The 18,176-nt window shown below is 56.4% G+C and carries 17 protein-coding genes and 2 tRNA genes; 9 read left to right on the top strand and 10 right to left on the bottom strand.

Annotation, left to right across the window (positions count from 1 at the left end; all coding sequences use genetic code 11):
* Positions 1-24 precede the first annotated feature (24 nt).
* Positions 25-100, bottom strand: a tRNA-Ala gene (locus H8S45_RS05745).
* Between the two features lie 154 nt (positions 101-254).
* Here H8S45_RS05745 and H8S45_RS05740 point away from each other — a divergent pair.
* On the top strand, positions 255-1,646 hold the full coding sequence (locus H8S45_RS05740; protein ID WP_054326159.1) for a glycine--tRNA ligase: 1,392 nt from the start codon (positions 255-257) through the stop codon (positions 1,644-1,646).
* Positions 1,647-1,895: 249 nt separating this feature from the next.
* Entirely contained in the window at positions 1,896-3,188 is a 1,293-nt protein-coding gene (locus H8S45_RS05735) for an O-acetylhomoserine aminocarboxypropyltransferase/cysteine synthase family protein (protein WP_054326160.1), read from the top strand.
* A gap of 47 nt (positions 3,189-3,235) precedes the next feature.
* Here H8S45_RS05735 and H8S45_RS05730 read toward each other — a convergent pair whose 3' ends face one another.
* The 3 genes from H8S45_RS05730 to H8S45_RS05720 all read right to left on the bottom strand — a co-directional run bounded on the left by H8S45_RS05730 (position 3,236) and on the right by H8S45_RS05720 (position 4,822).
* On the bottom strand, positions 3,236-3,451 hold the full coding sequence (locus tag H8S45_RS05730) for a DUF378 domain-containing protein (RefSeq protein ID WP_054326161.1): 216 nt from the start codon (positions 3,449-3,451) through the stop codon (positions 3,236-3,238).
* Between the two features lie 116 nt (positions 3,452-3,567).
* Positions 3,568-4,284, bottom strand: coding sequence for an NAD-dependent protein deacylase (locus H8S45_RS05725; RefSeq protein ID WP_054326330.1), 717 nt, complete (start codon positions 4,282-4,284; stop codon positions 3,568-3,570).
* A gap of 16 nt (positions 4,285-4,300) precedes the next feature.
* On the bottom strand, positions 4,301-4,822 hold the full coding sequence (locus H8S45_RS05720) for a nitroreductase family protein (protein WP_107630689.1): 522 nt from the start codon (positions 4,820-4,822) through the stop codon (positions 4,301-4,303).
* A gap of 174 nt (positions 4,823-4,996) precedes the next feature.
* Here H8S45_RS05720 and H8S45_RS05715 point away from each other — a divergent pair, with 174 nt between their 5' ends.
* From H8S45_RS05715 to H8S45_RS05705, 3 genes are all read left to right on the top strand, one after another.
* Positions 4,997-6,601, top strand: a complete 1,605-nt coding sequence (locus H8S45_RS05715) for an ABC-F family ATP-binding cassette domain-containing protein (RefSeq protein WP_107630688.1) — start codon at positions 4,997-4,999, stop codon at positions 6,599-6,601.
* A complete protein-coding gene (locus tag H8S45_RS05710; protein WP_186949792.1) occupies positions 6,601-6,975 on the top strand; it encodes a DUF2752 domain-containing protein in 375 nt (124 codons plus the stop codon). The genes H8S45_RS05715 and H8S45_RS05710 overlap by 1 nt, the downstream gene beginning before the upstream one ends.
* 141 nt (positions 6,976-7,116) lie before the next feature.
* A complete protein-coding gene (locus H8S45_RS05705; protein ID WP_054326163.1) occupies positions 7,117-7,728 on the top strand; it encodes a CpXC domain-containing protein in 612 nt (203 codons plus the stop codon).
* Positions 7,729-7,775: 47 nt separating this feature from the next.
* On the opposite strand, the gene H8S45_RS05700 is transcribed toward H8S45_RS05705, so the two are convergent.
* Positions 7,776-8,627: a putative manganese transporter gene (locus H8S45_RS05700; RefSeq protein ID WP_054326164.1), complete on the bottom strand. Its 852-nt coding sequence runs from the start codon at positions 8,625-8,627 to the stop codon at positions 7,776-7,778.
* A 126-nt stretch (positions 8,628-8,753) separates the two neighbouring features.
* Here H8S45_RS05700 and H8S45_RS05695 point away from each other — a divergent pair, with 126 nt between their 5' ends.
* From H8S45_RS05695 to H8S45_RS05680, 4 genes are all read left to right on the top strand, one after another.
* A complete protein-coding gene (locus H8S45_RS05695; protein WP_147573846.1) occupies positions 8,754-10,385 on the top strand; it encodes a DEAD/DEAH box helicase in 1,632 nt (543 codons plus the stop codon).
* Between the two features lie 29 nt (positions 10,386-10,414).
* Positions 10,415-11,596 (top strand): phosphodiester glycosidase family protein, encoded by a 1,182-nt coding sequence (locus H8S45_RS05690; protein ID WP_054326166.1) that lies wholly within the window; start codon positions 10,415-10,417, stop codon positions 11,594-11,596.
* Positions 11,597-11,682: 86 nt separating this feature from the next.
* Positions 11,683-11,773 (top strand) — tRNA-Ser (locus H8S45_RS05685).
* 314 nt (positions 11,774-12,087) lie between these two features.
* Positions 12,088-12,285 (top strand): hypothetical protein, encoded by a 198-nt coding sequence (locus H8S45_RS05680; RefSeq protein WP_054326167.1) that lies wholly within the window; start codon positions 12,088-12,090, stop codon positions 12,283-12,285.
* A gap of 500 nt (positions 12,286-12,785) precedes the next feature.
* On the opposite strand, the gene H8S45_RS05675 is transcribed toward H8S45_RS05680, so the two are convergent.
* The 5 genes from H8S45_RS05675 to H8S45_RS05655 all read right to left on the bottom strand — a co-directional run bounded on the left by H8S45_RS05675 (position 12,786) and on the right by H8S45_RS05655 (position 18,141).
* Positions 12,786-13,904, bottom strand: coding sequence for an ABC transporter ATP-binding protein (locus tag H8S45_RS05675; protein WP_390126225.1), 1,119 nt, complete (start codon positions 13,902-13,904; stop codon positions 12,786-12,788).
* A 15-nt stretch (positions 13,905-13,919) separates the two neighbouring features.
* Entirely contained in the window at positions 13,920-14,933 is a 1,014-nt protein-coding gene (locus H8S45_RS05670; protein ID WP_054326168.1) for a FecCD family ABC transporter permease, read from the bottom strand.
* 12 nt (positions 14,934-14,945) lie between these two features.
* Positions 14,946-16,088: an ABC transporter substrate-binding protein gene (locus H8S45_RS05665; RefSeq protein ID WP_082396726.1), complete on the bottom strand. Its 1,143-nt coding sequence runs from the start codon at positions 16,086-16,088 to the stop codon at positions 14,946-14,948.
* Positions 16,085-17,014, bottom strand: coding sequence for a hypothetical protein (locus H8S45_RS05660; protein ID WP_147573845.1), 930 nt, complete (start codon positions 17,012-17,014; stop codon positions 16,085-16,087). The genes H8S45_RS05665 and H8S45_RS05660 overlap by 4 nt, the downstream gene beginning before the upstream one ends.
* Positions 17,015-17,139: 125 nt before the next feature.
* Positions 17,140-18,141, bottom strand: coding sequence for a sirohydrochlorin cobaltochelatase (locus tag H8S45_RS05655; protein ID WP_186949790.1), 1,002 nt, complete (start codon positions 18,139-18,141; stop codon positions 17,140-17,142).
* Between the last annotated feature and the right edge of the window lie 35 nt (positions 18,142-18,176).

The raw sequence follows: 18,176 nt of genomic DNA, 5'->3' as shown, positions 1-18,176 counted from the left end.
ATCTTCCGATAAAATAAGGATCTATGGTGGACCTGAAGAGATTCGAACTCTCGACCTCTCGGATGCGAACCGAACGCTCTCCCAACTGAGCTACAGGCCCAAATATAAAAAATTTTTCGCTCTTGGGTGTAACAGACTAACTGCCCTTGACAAGTAATAATTATACATGTAGAATGAAAATATGTCAAGCATTTTTTTAAACGGCTGGCAAAAAAAGCGTGCATCAGCCAGATGCGCCAAAAGGAGAATGTAAAATGAACAACAGCGAAAAAACCATGGAAAAGATCGTTGCCCTGTGTAAGGGCCGCGGCTTCGTATACTCCGGCTCGGAGATCTACGGCGGCCTGGCCAACACCTGGGACTACGGCCCGCTCGGCGTGGAGTTCAAGAACAACGTTAAGGCCGCGTGGCGCAAGAAGTTTGTGCAGGAGAGTCCGTATAACGTCGGTCTGGACGCGGCGATCCTGATGAACCCGACCACTTGGGTCGCTTCCGGCCATGTCGGCGGCTTTTCCGACCCGCTGATGGACTGCAAGGACTGCAAAACCCGTCACCGTGCAGACCAGCTCATCGAGGAGCAGGCCGGCGAGAATCCGGCCGGCTGGACCAACGAGCAGATGAAAACGTATATTGACGAGCATCAGCTTGCCTGTCCGAACTGCGGCGGTCATAATTTCACCGATATCCGCCAGTTCAACCTGATGTTCAAGACCTATCAGGGCGTAACCGAAAATGCCAAGAATGAGATCTTTCTCCGGCCGGAGACCGCGCAGGGTATTTTTGTCAATTTCCAGAATATCCAGCGCACTACCCGCAAGAAGATCCCCTTTGGCGTGGGACAGGTGGGCAAGTCCTTCCGCAATGAGATCACGCCTGGCAACTTCACCTTCCGCACCCGCGAGTTTGAGCAGATGGAACTGGAGTTCTTCTGCAAGCCTGGCACCGACCTCGAATGGTTCAAATACTGGAAGGACTACTGCCATAACTGGCTGCTGTCCCTTGGCATAAAGGACGAGAACCTGCGTCTGCGCGACCATGATCCGGAGGAGCTGTCGCACTACTCCAATGCCACCACGGATATCGAATTCCTGTTCCCGTTCGGCTGGGGCGAGCTGTGGGGCATCGCGGACCGCACCGACTTCGACCTGACCCAGCACCAGAAAACTTCGGGCGTTTCCATGGAGTATTTCGACCAGGAGGGGAACGAAAAGTATATCCCGTACGTCATCGAGCCGTCTCTCGGCGCGGACCGCGTGGCGCTCGCTTTCCTGTGCGATGCCTACGACGAAGAGGTCGTCGGCCAGGATAAGAACGGCAAGGACGACGTGCGTACCGTGCTGCGCCTGCATCCGGCGCTCGCGCCGTTCAAGGCGGCCGTGCTGCCGCTGTCCAAAAAGCTGTCGGAAAAGGCAATGCCGGTGTGGGAAATGCTGGCAAAGCAGTTCTCTGTCGATTTCGACGACGCTGGCTCGATCGGCAAGCGCTACCGCCGCGAGGATGAGATCGGCACCCCCTACTGCATCACGGTCGATTTCGAAACCGAGCAGGACGGCTGCGTGACCGTGCGCGACCGCGACACCATGGAACAGGAGCGCATCCGGATTGAGGATGTTGCAGACTACCTTGCCAAGAAGATCGCATTCTGAAAATTCGCTGTTTTCAAAAACCCGCTGCATTTTGCAGCGGGTTTTTTCTATACAGGGGGTTGACAAGTAAAGTAGGGAAGTTTATAATTTGATTATTCCTATTGGAATAATATGAAATTAAGGAAGGAGCCGCCATGTGCTTTTGGCTAAAAACGCTGCTGCGGTCTAATTTTCGGTTTGGGCGAATGTGACGCAGCTTCTGTGGAAATAACGGTAATGACAAACCAAAAGGGAAAGGAAGCACTTACCATGACAACAATAAAAAATACCGAAAATTGGGCGTTTGAAACCAAGCAGCTCCACATCGGGCAGGAAAGTCCGGATCCGGCAAGCGGCGCACGCGCGGTACCGATCTACCAGACGGCTTCGTACGTTTTCCAGAACTGCGCCCATGCGGCGGCGCGCTTCTGCCTGGAGGATGCAGGGAACATCTATGGCCGCCTGACTAATTCGACGCAGGAGGTGCTGGAGAAGCGTCTCGCTGCGCTGGAGGGCGGCGCGGCTGCGTTAGCGACCGCGTCAGGAGCGGCGGCCATCTCTTATACGATACAAGCGCTGGCACAGGCAGGGGAACACATCGTGGCGCAAAAGACGATCTACGGCGGCACCTATAATCTGTTGGCGCATACCCTACCGCAGTATGGAATAACGACCTCTTTTGTGGATGCGCATGATCTTGCGGCGGTGGAAGCGGCCATTCAGCCGAATACAAAGGCGGTTTATCTGGAGACTCTGGGAAACCCGAATAGTGACATTCCTGATATCGATACGATCGCGGCGATCGCTCACCGGCACGGCCTGCCGTTGGTGATCGACAATACCTTTGGCACGCCCTATTTGATCCAGCCGATCGAGCATGGGGCGGATATTGTCGTTCACTCGGCGACCAAGTTTATTGGGGGACATGGAACAACGCTCGGCGGTGTGATTATAGACAGCGGTAGATTCAATTGGGCGGCGTCCGGCCGGTACGCACCGATCAGCGAGCCAAATCCCAGCTATCACGGCGTATCGTTCACCAAGGCGGCTGGCTCAGCGGCGTTTGTCACCTACATCCGTGCGATTCTGCTGCGCGATACGGGCGCGGCAATATCGCCGTTTAACGCGTTCCTGCTCCTGCAGGGGGTGGAAACGCTGTCGCTGCGGCTGGAACGGCATGCGGAGAATACAAAACAGGTCGTTGCGTTCTTGGCAGCGCACCCCAAGGTAGAGCGCGTCAATCATCCCTCTTTACCGGAGCATCCGGATCATGCACTTTATCAGAGATACTTTCCGCAGGGCGGCGCCTCTATTTTCACGTTTGAGATCAAAGGCGGGCAGGAGGAGGCGCATCACTTTATCGATAAGCTGCAGATATTCTCCCTGCTGGCCAATGTGGCAGATGTTAAGAGCCTTGTGATCCATCCAGCGACCACGACGCATTCACAGCTCAACGAACGGGAGCTTCTCGACCAAGGGATCAAGCCGAACACGATCAGGCTTTCGATCGGTACGGAAAATATCAAGGATATTCTGGCCGACCTGGAGCAGGCGCTCGCATGAAAGATGGAAGTGCAAAAAAGAACACCCGATCGGGTGTTCTTTTTTGTTCAGGAGGCATGTCGCTCTACAGGCTCCTGGACATTTCGGAACAGAAGCGAGATACACCAGACCGCCGCCAGACCGACCAGGCAATAGACGATACGGCTCATTACGCTGGCGGAGCCGCCAAACAGAAATGCGACGAGGTCAAAGCCGAACAAGCCGACGCCGCCCCAGTTCAGGCCGCCGATGATAGCGAGTGTCAGCGCGATTTTATCGATCATTTGAAAAATCTCCCCTCTTGGTTTTGCAATAGTATGGCCGAAAAAGGGAGAAATATACGGAACGGAAAATAGTTGTTTTATCAAAGCCGGCTGTTGCGCTGCTTGGGGGGCGCCTTTTAAAGCTGTGAGAAAACCTCGCCGATCGGCGCGTGGATGACCAGATCCGCGCGGCGGTCGGCAGGGGTAGAGGTTTTGTTGACCAGTACCAGCTTGCTACCGCGGTAATAATCGATCAGGCTCGCGGCCGGATAAACAGCCAGCGAGGTGCCGCCGATAATCAGGATATCCGCATTTGCAATGTATTCGACGCTTTTGTTGATTGTAACGCTGTCCAGGCTTTCTTCGTAGAGGACGACATCCGGTTTGATGGTGCCGCCGCAGGTGCATTTGGGTACGCCCTTGCCCGCGGCGATGTCACGTACGTCGTACGGCTTGCGGCAGCGCATGCAGTAGTTGCGCAGAACCGAGCCGTGCAGCTCAAGCACTTCTTCGGAGCCGGCCTTCTGGTGCAGCCCGTCGATATTTTGCGTGACGACCGCGCGGCACTTGCCCATGCGCTCCCATTCTGCCAGCTTTCGGTGCGCTGCGTTGGGCTGCGCGTCCAGCGCAAGCATTTTTGCACGGTAGAAGCGGAAAAATTCCTCCGGCTCAGCCATGAAGAACGTATGGCTCAAAATGGTTTCGGGCGGGTATTTGTACTGCTGGTTATACAGCCCGTCCACCGAGCGGAAGTCAGGGATGCCGCTTTCCGTGGATACGCCTGCGCCGCCGAAGAAAACGATATTGTCGCTCGCATCGACCCATTCTTTTAACTTTGCGATCTGTGCGTCCATACCGGCGCGCCTCCTTTTATTCCGTAAACGTGACCGTACCCTCCCTGCGAGGCTTGGCGGGGGTCTCCTTTGCAATGTAGCCGACCGCGGCGGAGCAGATGACGATATGGTCCTCCGGCACGCCGTATTCGGTCAGCAGCGCGCGCACCGAGGGGATGTCGCAGGTCTCGCGCAGCTGGTTGATCCAGCAAGAACCAAGCCCCAGCTCGGTGGCCATGAGCAGCAGGTTCTCCATCGCGGCGGCGCCGTCGACGAAAGCGTGGTGCTCGCCGCGCTGATAGGAGATGATGATGTTGACCGGAGCGCCGTAAAAGTTGTATTCCGGACCGCGGTTGTCCACCTCAGCGACTGCGCGGGCGAGCTTGTAGGATTTTTCCGCGCTGTAAACGACTGTAAAATGCCACAGGTATTTGCCTACGCCGGAGGGCGCCCACTCGGCGGCCTCGACAAGCTGCATGATCTGTTCCTTGGGCGGGAGCTCGGCCTGAAACGCGCGCGTGGAGCGGCGGCTTTGGATGACTTGCATCAGGTTGGACATAGGGAAAGACCTCCTTAAACGATAAGAATAAATATAGTATAGCGCTCCGCGCGGCCGGTTTCAATACAAGATGAACAAAAATGCGGGAAAGGTTGTAAAAAAACTGTGAAAAACCGCGTTTATATGGTATACTGATACAGATTTGAAAAAATGGATGGAGGAGACGAACGCGATATGATCACGATTACCGACCTGAGCCTGAACTTCAGCGGCGAGCCGCTGTTCAAAGACGTAAACCTGAAATTCACCGAGGGCAACTGCTATGGCGTTATCGGCGCCAATGGCGCGGGCAAATCCACGTTTCTGCGCATCTTGTCCGGCGACCTCGACCCCTCGACCGGCACGGTGTCCATCGCGGCCAAGACCCGCATGAGCGTGCTTAAGCAGGACCACTTTGCCTTTAATGAGGAGAGCGTGCTGAATACCGTGCTGGGTGGCAACCCGCGTCTGCTGGAAGTGATGCGCGAAAAGGACGCGCTTTATACCAAGGAGGACTTCACCGAGGAGGACGGCAACAAGGCCGCCGAGCTTGAGGCCGAGTTTGCTGAGATGGGCGGCTGGGACGCGGAAACCGAGGCGGGGCAGCTCATCAACGGCCTGGGACTGGACGCGGACGCGATCCTGTATACCGAGATGCAGTACCTCGGGGACGTGGAAAAGGTCAAGGTGCTGCTTGCCCGCGCGCTGTTCGGCAAGCCGGACATCCTGCTGTTGGACGAGCCGACCAACCACTTGGATATCCAGGCGGTGCGCTGGCTGGAGGACTTCCTCGCGGACTTTGAGGGCACTGTGCTGGTGGTGTCGCACGACCGCCATTTCCTCAATAACGTATGTACCCATATTGTGGATATCGATTACGGTAAGATCAAGCTGTATGTGGGCAACTACGAGTTCTGGTATGAGTCCTCGCAGCTCATCCAGCGCATGATTAAAGACCAGAACCGCAAGAACGAGGAAAAGATCAAGGAGTTACAGAACTTCATCCAGCGCTTTGCGGCCAACAAGTCCAAATCGCGCCAGGCGACCAGCCGCCGCAAGCTGATCGACAAGCTGACTGTCGAGGAGCTGCCGGCCTCCTCGCGCCGCTACCCGTGGGTCGCGTTCCAGCAGGACCGCGAGGCGGGAAAGGATATCTTAGAGGTGCGCGGCATTTCCAAAACCATTGATGGGGAAAAGGTGCTGGATAATGTGTCTTTCATTGTGCGCCGCGGTGATAAGATCGCCTTTATCTCGGATAATGAGCTGGCCATGACCACGCTGTTCCAAATCCTGATGGGCGAGATTAAGCCGGACGAGGGCAGCTTCAAGTGGGGCGTGACCACCTCGCAGAGCTATTTCCCCAAAGACAACAACGACTTTTTCGAGGGCCATGAGGAAAACATGCTCGACTGGATCGCACCCTATTCCCAGACCGATACGCTGGAGTCCACGCTGCGCGGCTTCTTGGGACGGATGCTGTTCTCGGGCGATGATGTGTATAAGCCGGTGCGCGTGCTGTCCGGCGGCGAAAAGGTGCGCCTGATGCTTGCCCGAATGATGCTGTTCGGTTCGAATGTGCTGGTCATCGACCAGCCGACCAACCATCTGGACCTGGAATCCATCACTGCCGTGAACAACGGCGTGCGCGATTTTAAGGGTACGGTGCTGTTCGCCTCGCATGACCATGAGTTTGTGCAGACCATTGCGACCCGCATCATCGAGATACGGGAACAGGGCGTTCTGGACAAGGAATGCACCTACGACGAGTTCCTCGAGTTCCGCGAAACCTATCAGGGCTGATGCGCGGGCGTTTCGGGGCGGGGCTGCTCGGCGTGCTTGTGATCGGGCTGCTGTTCGGAGCAGCGAGCCTCAGCGCTTCCCTGCTAGGGTGGGGCTGTCCGGTGCAGCATTTTACCGGCGTGCCATGCCCAGGCTGCGGCCTGTCTCGCGCGGTATACGCGCTGCTGCGCCTGGATTTTGCGGCAGCGTTTCGGTATCATCCGATGGTCTATGTGCTGCCGCCGGTGGTTTTATATGTCCTGTTCGGGAAAAAACCGCTGCTTGGCAGCAAAACACGCGAGCGGGCGCTGCTCTGGGGTGTAATGACACTCTGGGCGGCGGTCTGGATAGTTCGTCTGGCCGCGCACGACCCGCTGGTATGGGGGTCTGTCTGAAACCGGATACAGCAGCGCGCGGCGCGGGCCGTGCGCTGCTTTTCTGTGCTGGATAAATCCGGCGCGATTGCTTGCCTATATCCGGTATTTTGTGGTATACTATAAAATAACTGGGCATATATCGAGGAGGAAAACGCAGCTATGACCGTTACCTGTCCGCATTGTCAGGCCGAGACCGACCATAAGATGCTCGACCATATCAATATTGACCGTAATCCCGAACTGCGGGCTAAGGTGCAGGATCTGTCCTGCTTCCGCGTCGCATGCCCAAACTGCGGCGAAACCGTGCTGGTGGTGTACCCCTGCCTGTACCATGATATGTCGAATCAGTTTATGGTCTGGTTGTGGCCGGAGGAGGGCGAAGCGCCCCGCGCGGAATTCGACCCGCTGGCAGGCTATACCCTGCGTATTGTGGACAGTATGAACGCGTTCCGCGAAAAGATCAATATTCTGGAGCACGGCCTGGACGACCGCACGGTTGAGATCATGAAGCTGCTGCTGTTTACCCAACTGGACCACGATCTGGATGTGGTTGAACTGCTGTTTCATGAACTGGACGAGCGCACGGGGGATATCCGGTTCGTTGCCGTGCTGTCGGACGGGGCGGAGCAATACGCCGCTATGCCGGGGGCGGTTTACCAGCGCATACACGGTGATGTGGAGGACTACCTGTATACCACCGGCGGGGATTTTGCGCGCATTGACATGACCTGGGCGCACGAGGCGCTCGGGCTGCTGCACGAGCTGGGATAAAAAACAGCCGCTCCGTATAGGAGAGGCTGTTGAAAATACCGGCTGTGTTATCCGTAAAAGAACTGGACAAGCGTGCCGCCGATGACTGCAACGGCGAGCGTGGCCGCAATGACTGGAAGCGCGCGCCGGCGGCCCTCTTTTTCTTCAAAGAGGACGATGTAGCCGAAGCCGGCGCCGGTTGACAGGCCGGCGATCAAAGCGCCGAAGCTGATCGTCCCGCTGACGAAAAGCTCGGAGAGCAAAACGCTCATCGCACAACTGGGTACCAGGCCGAGCAGCGCGCAGAGCAGCGGCTGGAAAATGCTGTCCGACAGCATGAGGGCGGCGACGCGCTCCTCGCCGATGCCGTGTACCACGAGATTCAGCGCAAGCAGTACGGCAAACAGGAAGAACGCGGTCTTGAGCGTGTGCCAGACAACGCTCCAAATAGGCGAGCCTGCACTGCAGTCACAGGCGGTCATTTCGATCTCCAGCGCTTCGCCGCTTTCCGCGCGGTGGGAACGGAATACGGTAAAACGCAGGATATAGCCGCCGATCACCGCAATGCCGAATTTGACCGCCAGCAGCAGCACGACCTGCGGCACGCTTGCACCGCCGGCCAGCATAACGGGCACCGCCTCGTCGGAGGTAGCCAGAAAGACGGCGACCAGTGTCGCGGGGGCGAGATAGCCGGCGGAAAAGAGCGCGGCCGCGGCTGCGGAAAACCCGCATTGTGGGATTGTTCCGGCCAGCGCGCCGACGACCGGACCGAATTGCGCCGCGCGGGACAACAGCGCGGGGGTGTTGGTGAGGCGGTTTTCGATATAGTAAAGCAAAGCATAAACCAGCAGCAGCAGAGGTACGGTTTTGACGACATCGAAAAACGCTTCGGGTACCACATGGGCTAAAAGATGCAGCAAAAAGATTCACCTCAGATTTAATGGGGGCATAAAAACGTACTATAATAGTATAACACAAGGCGGTGCGTTCGGGCAAGCGGGATTTGCCGGAATCAGCCAATTCAAAAAAGGAAACGAAACGATATTATGAAATTTCAAGAACTAAAGATCGAAAAAAATATTCTCAAAGCGCTGGAAGAGGCGGGCTATGAGCAGCCAACGCCGATCCAGCAGAAGGCGATTCCGCCCGTTCTGGACGGACACGACCTGATGGGCTGCGCGCAGACCGGTACGGGTAAGACGTGCGCGTTTTCCGTGCCGATCATCCAACGCTTATGCGCGCAGGGGGAAACGGGCGCGGTGCGGGCGCTGATCCTGACGCCGACCCGCGAGCTGGCGCTGCAGATTTATGAAAATGTGTGTCAGTACGCGCGCTATACGCGCTGCACAGCCGCGGTGGTGTTCGGCGGCGTTTCCCAGGTGCCGCAGGTGGAAGCGCTGCAGCGCGGCGCGGATATCCTGATCGCAACACCCGGCCGGCTGTGGGACCTGATGGGGCAGAAGCTGGTTTCGCTGGACAAGGTGGAATGCTTTGTGCTGGATGAGGCGGACCGCATGCTGGATATGGGCTTTTTCCCAGATGTCAAGCGCATTATCAAGTATCTGCCGGAGGAACGGCAGACGCTGCTGTTCTCCGCGACAATTCCGCAGGAGATTGCGTCGCTGGCCAACAGGCTTTTGAAGAATCCGGCAAGGATCTCGATTACGCCGTCCGCCAAGCCGGTCGAGAAAATTGAGCAAAAGGTGTACCTGGTCGAAAAAGCGGAAAAGCGGGAACTTTTGACCGAAGTCATCCGTCAAAGCAACGTGCATCAAACGCTGGTCTTTACGCGCACCAAGCACGGTGCGGACCGTGTGGCGCGCGACCTGAACCGCGCGGGCATCAAGTCCAAGGCGATCCACGGCGATAAATCGCAGAACCAGCGCCAGACCGCGCTGGCGGATTTCAAGGCCTGCAAGATTGCGGTGCTGGTCGCGACCGATATTGCGGCGCGTGGCATCGATATCACCGAGCTGCCGCTTGTGATCAATTTCGAGCTGCCCAATATTCCGGAAACGTATGTCCACCGCATTGGCCGCACGGGCCGCGCCGGACAGGAGGGGACGGCGGTTTCGTTCTGTGACCGGAGCGAGCGGCCGTATCTTGCGGATATCGAAAAGCTGATCGGGAAAAAGATACCGGTCGCGGGCGAGATCCCGCATGAGGAAAAGCCAGCGGCCTCCGCAGAGCGGGAGAGCGGCCAGCGCAAAACGACGAATACCCGCACCCGCCGCAAGCTGGTTTCGGAAAATGCCCCCGCAGAGGCGGTAGCGGCTGAAGCGGAGCGGGAGAAGGCCGAGAAGCAGAAGGCGCGCAAAGCCGCGCCTGCCAAGCGTGCGCCGCGTAGGGAAAAAGCGGCGGAGCTGCAGCTGGAGCAGCGCGCGAAAGCGGCCGCACCGCGCGCGCGGCGCACCGCCGCCGCATCCGTATCCCGCGGCCGTGGACGGAGAAACGACCCATACGCGCGGTTTGAAAAAAATGAACCGCGGGTGGACGCGCATACCCCGTCCCGCGCCTATGCGCTGAGCGCGGAGGCGGCGGAACGTATCCGCAAAAAGGTGGAGGCCGCGCTGTCGGCCCGCGGACAGAAGGCGGAAAAATCTCCTGCGGCGCAGCCGCAGGAGAAGAAAAGCGCAACGGCTCGCCGCCACAGCCCGCGCCGCCGCAGCGGGAAATAGAAAAAGCGTAAAAGGGGAGAAAACAGACCATGAACGGCGCCAGACACCGCTTTGCCTTAGGGCTAACCTGTTTTTTTATGATATGCCTGACCGTGGTCTACCCCTTTTTGCTGTATACGCCCAATGCATTTGTAACACGCTGGCGAGAGTGGTATATCGAGACCGCAATGGGGACGATGACGCATCAGTGGCTGGCCACCTGGTTTATCCCACACGATATTATCGAGGAGGTCATGGTGAAACGCTATCTGCTGAACCAGAAGCAGGAGGGCGCGGAAAGCGCCTGGGGAGACAGTGGAAATCATACGGCGACGGCATCCACCCCCAAGGAGCGTTTTTACCAGACCTTTTCCGAACTGGACAGGGACAGCTTTGAGCAATTCCTTCAGGACAATCCGGAGTACATAGCCAACGGATACGACCATATTGATATTGACCTGATCGGCGAAGCGGACAAAAGGGATTATCATACCGGCATAACGACTAAGCAGGGGGATACGGTGTTAGCGATCAACGCGGAATACGGTATCCTGATCGCGGAGATGGTCGGCGAGGACGCGCTCGGTATGGAGTATGCGGGTAAGCTGGCGCTGTGCAAGCAGCCGGAGCGTGTGATTGTCGGCACCTGCGAGGGCTTGTTTGAATATGGCTCCTATGTGTCGGACATAACGCGCGCGTATGACGCTATACTCGGCATCAACGCATCCGGCTTTGCCGATTATGAGGGGAACGGTACAGGCGGGCTGCCATATGGGTTCCTGAAAAGCGAGGGCAGGAAACTGCAGAGCGCGGTCGGAGACGGCTGGAAGATCATCGGCTTCGATGAAAACGACCATTTGCAGGTCGGCGCGTTCAGCGATACCTCCAATCTGCGGGATGCGGTCGAATTCCATCCGGCGCTTATCATTAATGGGGAAAACCTGGTCGCGGGTACGGGGCTGAATGAAGAGCAGCCGCGTACTGCGATCGGACAGGCAGAGGACGGCACTGTGATTATGCTGGTCGTGGACGGGCGGCAGTTCCACTCGTTTGGCATTTCGATCGAGCGCTGCGGCGAGATCATGGAGAGCTATGGCGCATACCAAGCCTCCATGCTGGACGGAGGCTCGTCCTCGGTTATGGTGTACGACGGACGGGAAATCACCAGCCCGACCACACTTTCCAAGAATCCGGAGGGCCGCTATCTGCCGGACGCCTTCTTGGTAAAATAAAAATCCGGATGGAAAATGAAAAAAGCCTTGTGTTTCAGCGCAGCATATGGTAAAATAATTAAGCGCCTGTAGGACAGGCGCAAAATGGAGAAGTATCGAAGTGGTCATAACGAGCTCGACTCGAAATCGAGTTGACGGTAAAACGTCACGTGGGTTCGAATCCCACCTTCTCCGCCATATAATCGCACTTTTTCTTGATGGAAAAGTGCGATTTTTTAGTCCCAATTTCCTTGTCGATCCACATGCTCCCGTCGGATAACTATGCAAAATGTCTTGCAATATTGCCTGAAATATAGTAACTTTGGTACTATAAGAAAGAGAGAGGTGCCGCATGGTGCGGAAAACAGTCTGTACCTCCGTGTTGAAGGCCGTGCTGGCCGGGCTGCAGTCGGGCGCATAGGACGGTTCAGAGTTCTCGATGAGTTGCTGGGCGCAGGAGGGCGTGGCTGCAGCCTACCAAAGCAGGGCCGTTTCGGACGAGTTTGATTTGGGTGCAGATTGCCTATTCTTTGGGGAATCTGGTGTTCGGCGGCAGCAATAACCCGTCGGACAAAAACTGCCTGATCTACCGGCATACGTTTACGCTCGATCTGTACAGCCGTCAGGTTGCTGCCTCCTCTCATCAGGCCATTCCCTGTTTGGTTTCTTCCGTATCGTGGCGGAACGACTACCATCCTGTAAAGCGCTGAGTGTTTTCACCGGCCTTTAGGTTGGTGAGAACAGACAGGGTGTCAATATACAAAGAACAGTCTCGGATCAGATCCGAGGCTGTGTGGGTTGTGATCTGCCAAAGTGCCAAAATGGGGGAGGGGCTCTGCCGGATAAAACTGCCGAACTGTGGCGTTGTGAAGCCGGTTTCTGTTTAGACAATAGGATAGATCTTGCCCTTGCTGATGAGCCTTGCGCGGAGTGGAGGGCGAATGCGTTTTTACATACATATACTCTTGAACTTCTTTTATAAGTGAATTTATATCACAAAGAAAAAGGGGCGGCTGTGATACCACAGCCGCTCTGGTATAATCATTTCGCTTAAGGATAGCGCGCCGCTCGGTATCATGATAAACTGATATGGCTTGACTCCATGCACCGGCCTGCCTTTTACGATAAAATAAAACCGGCGTGGGAGCAAAAATAAACCGTTTCCCGTGAACCGTGCGGATACACCGGAGGCGCCAATCCCATTGCCCTCCTATGCTTCGCAAGGCAAGTCGGGAATCTCGTCGCATAATTTGCGGCCTGCCCTCTGCCGCAGATGTTCGTTTGCCTGATTGAGCGGGCCGAACGTTTGGCATGGGCAGAACACATATCGGCAGGCATCCATTACAGCACATGCGGACTGTAACGTCTGTTTGGTGATCGGCTGATAGGCATGTTCGGAAATGACCTCCGCTGCCAGCATGGACGCGACAGGATAATCCATGTCGTTTTCATGCAGGATTCCGGCGGCGAACGGGATGCCGTGCTGTTGCAAGCGGCGGTATATCGGGAGTCCGCTGCCGCCTCCGCCGATGACAAACACCTGCGGCTGCCCCCGCGCTGCCTGCAGTTCCGGAAAGCCAAAGGCTTCATTATAGGAACCGGAGGTGATTCCATACAGTTCGGCAATATAGCCGCCGGAGAAAATCTCTTCCGGCGTGCCGTAGCGGTCTACCGCGTTGTGCCGGACACAAAGGATGTGATCGGATACCTTTTGCGCCAGATCGATCTCGTGCAGGGACATAACGACCGCCAGTTGTTTTTCGCGCACCAGTTGTTTGAGCATAGACAATAATTCGAGCTTATAGCGGATGTCCAGAAAGGAGGTTGGCTCGTCAAGCACGATTACTTCAGGCTCCTGGCAGATGGCGCGTGCCAGAAGTACGCGCTGCCGCTGCCCGTCGCTGATCTGCGAAAAGTCGCGGTCATACAGCTCCTCCGCATGCACCAGCGCCATAGCTTCCCGCACTTTGCGGCGGTCAGCGGCGGATAAAACGCCCATAAGCCCTGTATAGGGATACCGTCCCGTGCTGACTACATCCCCGCAGGTCATCAGTTCAGGCTGGACACGCTCAGTCATCAGGACGGACATCGACTGTGCAACTGTCTGCTCCGACAGGCTGCGCATCGCGCGGCCGTCCAGATATACGGTCCCGCCAATCAGGGCAAGCTGCCGAATGATGCTTTTCAATATAGTGGATTTACCTGCGCCATTCGGCCCGATGAGCGACAGGATCTCGCCTTTGCGGACGTGAATCTCAATATCGCGGATCAGAGGAACGCCGCGATACCCTACTGTCATGTGTTCCGTGCGGATTTTATAGGTATCCACAGCGGCTTCCTCCTTTCATCCTGCCTGCATCCTGCGGCGCACCATGATGTAAATGACGACCGGTGCGCCTAAAACCGCTGTTACTGAGCTGATGCCTAGTTCGGTAGGAGCAAAAGCTGTGCGCGCGATCAGATCGCAGAACAGGCTGAAGGCCGCGCCGCCCAGAAAAGAGCCGGGGATGATCAGAAGCGGTTTGGCAGTCTGGAACAGGCTTTTTACAAGATGCGGTACCGCAATGCCGACAAACGAGATCGGTCCGGCAAAAGCGGCCACGCATGCGGATAACAGGCTGGACAGCAAAATCAGGGATAAGCGGAAGGCCCGAATATTCACCCCCATATTCTGCGCATAGACCTCGCCCATCTGATAGGCGCTGATCGGCTTAGAGAGCAGGAAGGTAAGCAGCAGCGCGGCCAGCACAACGGGTGCCATGATGTAAATGTTTTCCCATGAAATGCCGGAAAAGCTGCCCATTGACCAGTTATGAAGATTGACGATATTGGAATCATCGGCAAAGGTTACAACAAAATCCGTAACCGCAGAACAGATATTGCCGATCATTACGCCGCAGATGATGAGCAGCGACATTTTCCTGACCTTCTGGGAAATGAGCAGCACAAACCCCATGCATAGCATGGCGCCCACAAAGGCCGCCGTAATCATCAGCGCCGAGCCGATGATCAGGCCGTGCGCAAGTGCGCCCACCAAAGCCAGCGAAACCATCAGTCGGGAACCGGATGAAATGCCCAGAATAAACGGGCTGGCGATAGGGTTGGCAAAAAAGGTCTGCAGCAGAAAACCGGAAACCGACAGCGCGCCTCCCAGTAAAACCGCGGCCAGAATGCGCGGCAGGCGGATGTCCCAGATGACGGCGGCGTTTTCACCGCTGCGAAACAGCAGGATGTGCAGCACTTCGCTGACGGACAGATGCAGGCTGCCCGAATGGATGTTCCAGATCAGCAGGGCCAGCAGCAGTATGGCCAGCATGCCGAAGGATAAGATATAACGCCTGGTTCGTTTTTCTTCCATAGGTACCTTCTTTTATGTCAGCCGATGCAGGTAGGTCAGAGGTTCCGGAGCCTCTTCGGTCAGTACGGCGTGGATATCCAGAATCATATCGCCAAGGCCCATCGTGGACTGGAACAGGTTTTGTCCGGTACACCACACGTCGCCGTTCCGGACCGCCTTGAAATCAGCGAGTAGCGGGCTTTTGGCCAGCAACTCGTCGATGGAATGCAGTTCCCCGTCAATCGTGCTGTTATAGATGATGACATCCGCGTCTTTGGCTCCCGTATAAAACATCTCCATCTGCATATTCATGGTAGAGAGTGCGTTGTCATTCCCAAGGTCGCTGAAGATGTATGTTCCGCCCGCCATTTCGATCATTTTCGCCACATAGTCGTTGGACTTGCGGACATTGGCGGAACCATTGGAATTGATATAAAAGAACACGACGGCCTTGCCGGTGTTCTCCTGCTCTATCACAGGCCGCAGGCTGTCGAGCGCCTGCTGATATATGGCTTCCGCCGCCTCCTCACGGTTCAGCAGCACTCCGTACAGCTTCAGCCACTCCATGCGCCCCAGCGGGCTGCTCTCGTAGCTGGAGCGCTCTACCAGTACGGGTACGCCCAACCGTTCGAGCTGTTCTTTCACCTCGGGTGAATGATAGATCATGGTCGATTCGACCGCCAGATCGCATTGCTCAGCATAAATCAGTTCATAATCCGGCGCACTGTATTTGCCGGCGTACAGCATCGCTCCGTTTTGCATTGCGGCTTTGGCCTCATCAATATACCAGCCTCTTTCGTCTGTGCCGGACAGCCGGATGCTGCCGATACCGTCCAGCGCGCAGAACAGGTCCATGGCAGAGGTTGCAACCAGATAGATATGGTCCAGCGGTTGCGTAAGGACAACGGTCGTATCCGCCAGCCCATCCGGCACCGGCTTGTTTTCCGGAACGACAAGATAATCGTTGCCGTCGACAATATGGATTAACGCATAGCCGCCGGTGTAATAATCGACTGTGAACTGGTCGGCGTATTGCAGGTCAAGGCCGCTTTCCACCGTGAGGCTGTCCCAACTGACTGCGGAAGGCTCACCTGACACCGGCTCGGATGCGGGGGAGCAGGCGGCCAGCAGAACGGCAAGCGAAAGGATGGCCGCCGCCATTCCATGCCTTTTCATGATGCCGCCGGAGAAAGGGAAGCCGAATCGAAGCGTAGCGCGTAATCAATTTCATGCGGCTGGCTCATTGCAACCGTATCAGCAACCACCGCCATTTTCCAGTCAAAACAGGCCACAGGGATGGTAAACACCGAACGGTCGTTTTCAATGACAGCGTCATAGCGCACATCAGCAACCTTCATGTAGTCGTAGTTCGAGCTGCTCCAGACGATAGTTGCCGTGACCTCGCCGTCCCTGACCGTCACCTGCGCGGGCGATTCCACGCTCGCGCGGCCGGAGCCGCCCTCCAGGGCGACGTCAACCTGATAGCTGCCATCCGCCAGCGCCAGCTCCTCCGGCGTTGTTACGACGCCATCGGCAAAAGCGTCAACCGGCAGGGAATCGGCGCGGAACACCAGCGTGCGGTCGTACCATTTTTCCTTGTTTTTGCTGAATGCGGCGCAGGGGATGCCAGCATCCAGCGCATCGACCGGCACGGTATAGGTGTGGGCGCCTGCGGCCTCTTCGACAAACGGGATATATGCCGTCTTGTCTGCGGCTGCGGCCTGCTCGCCCGTACCCATATAGACATACAGGTAGCCGGCTCCGCCCATGGTCATTTGTGCGGTCATGCTTCCGTCCTTTACGGTAAGCCGACAGGCGACGATATGGAACATGGATGAGCTGGAGTCTACCGTTATATCGTATACGCCGTCCCTGATCTGAGAGCCGTCGATCGGTGTCATATCCTCCGCAACAACGTCTTCTACGCCGGCCATCTCGTCGGCGGAAGCGACTGCGTCATTTACGGGTGGAATATCGGATTGCTGACCATTTCTATCAGCGGTGCAGCCCACCCCGAACAGCAGCAGGGCCGTCAGAGCGGCAAGTGGTACAAGGTTGCCTGTTCTCATGTGTTTAGCGCGGTTTTCGTGAGAATACCGCATCCTCCTTTTGCAAAAAAATGTTCCCTCGACATTCTGAACGGGGTCCGGCCTGAGAAGCCGCACCCCGTTCAGAACAAGAAGTATAAAAAAGCAGAAAGATAAGGAAAGAAAGCTGTTTGAAATAATCAGCCTAATTTTGCCGCTGCAGCCTGTGCGTGCTGTACCAGCAAGTCCTGGATCGCTTCGAGCTGCCCTAAGCCCTCTACGATCGTAATCACTTCATAACCGGCGTCCTCGAAAGCGGTTTTCCAAGCGCCTTCCTCATCGCCGGCCATATCGTTGTTGGCATGGTCGCCTGCCACGATCATCAGCGGACGAAGCACTACCTTTTTGTAATTGCCGGCCTGGACAAGCGACAGGACATCCTCTAACGTCGGAGAGGCTTCCACCGTGCCGACAAAGTAATTGGCATGGCCGCCGTCCGTCAACACCTGCTGCATCCTGGCATATACGCTGTTGGAATCGGCCTCGGTCCCGTGGCCCATAAAGCAGATTGCGGTTTCGCCGTCGTCATATTCCGCAGTCGCCGCGACGATTGCATCCGCGACGGCCTGGAAATCCGCGTCACTGGTCAGCAGCGGTTCGCCGATGACTACCTTTTCAAAAGAATCGCTGTATTCCGCGAGTTCATTGACCAGATCATTGTATTCCAGACCATTCATCAGATGGGTCGGCTGAACGACCAGATTTTTGACACCGTTATCAGCGGCGCGGTCCAGCGCCTCGCCAACGTTGTCAATCACTTCGCCATCGCGGTCCTTGACGTGGTCAAGGATGATTTGGCTGGTAAAGCCGCGGCGTACCGAGTAGTCAGGGAATGCTTCCTGCATGGCTTTCTCGATGGCGCCGATCGTAAGCCGGCGGTTGTCGTTATAGCTGGTGCCGAAGCTGACAACCAGCAGTTCGTTTTCGCCAATATCGTCCTGATTGAGCGGATCGTCCAGACTGGCGTCTCCGGTATCATAGTTTTCATCGGGGGCAGTCTGTTCTGTCTCCCCGCCGGCCGCGGTTTCAGCGTGGGTATCCGTGTTGTCTTCCGCCTGCGTTTGAGTGGAAGCGCATCCGGCCAGCAGAGAAGCAAGCAGGACGGCCGATAGCAGGACAACCAGCAGTTTTTTAAGTTTCATTTTTGTTTTTCCTCCTTTTGGGGGACATCCCCTGT

This window comes from Agathobaculum faecis (genome assembly GCF_014287995.1).
In the GTDB taxonomy this organism is placed as follows: Bacteria; Bacillota; Clostridia; order Oscillospirales; family Butyricicoccaceae; genus Agathobaculum; species Agathobaculum ammoniilyticum.
Note: the sequence above shows the minus strand (reverse complement) of the source record. Positions and strands in the feature narration are given on the sequence as shown.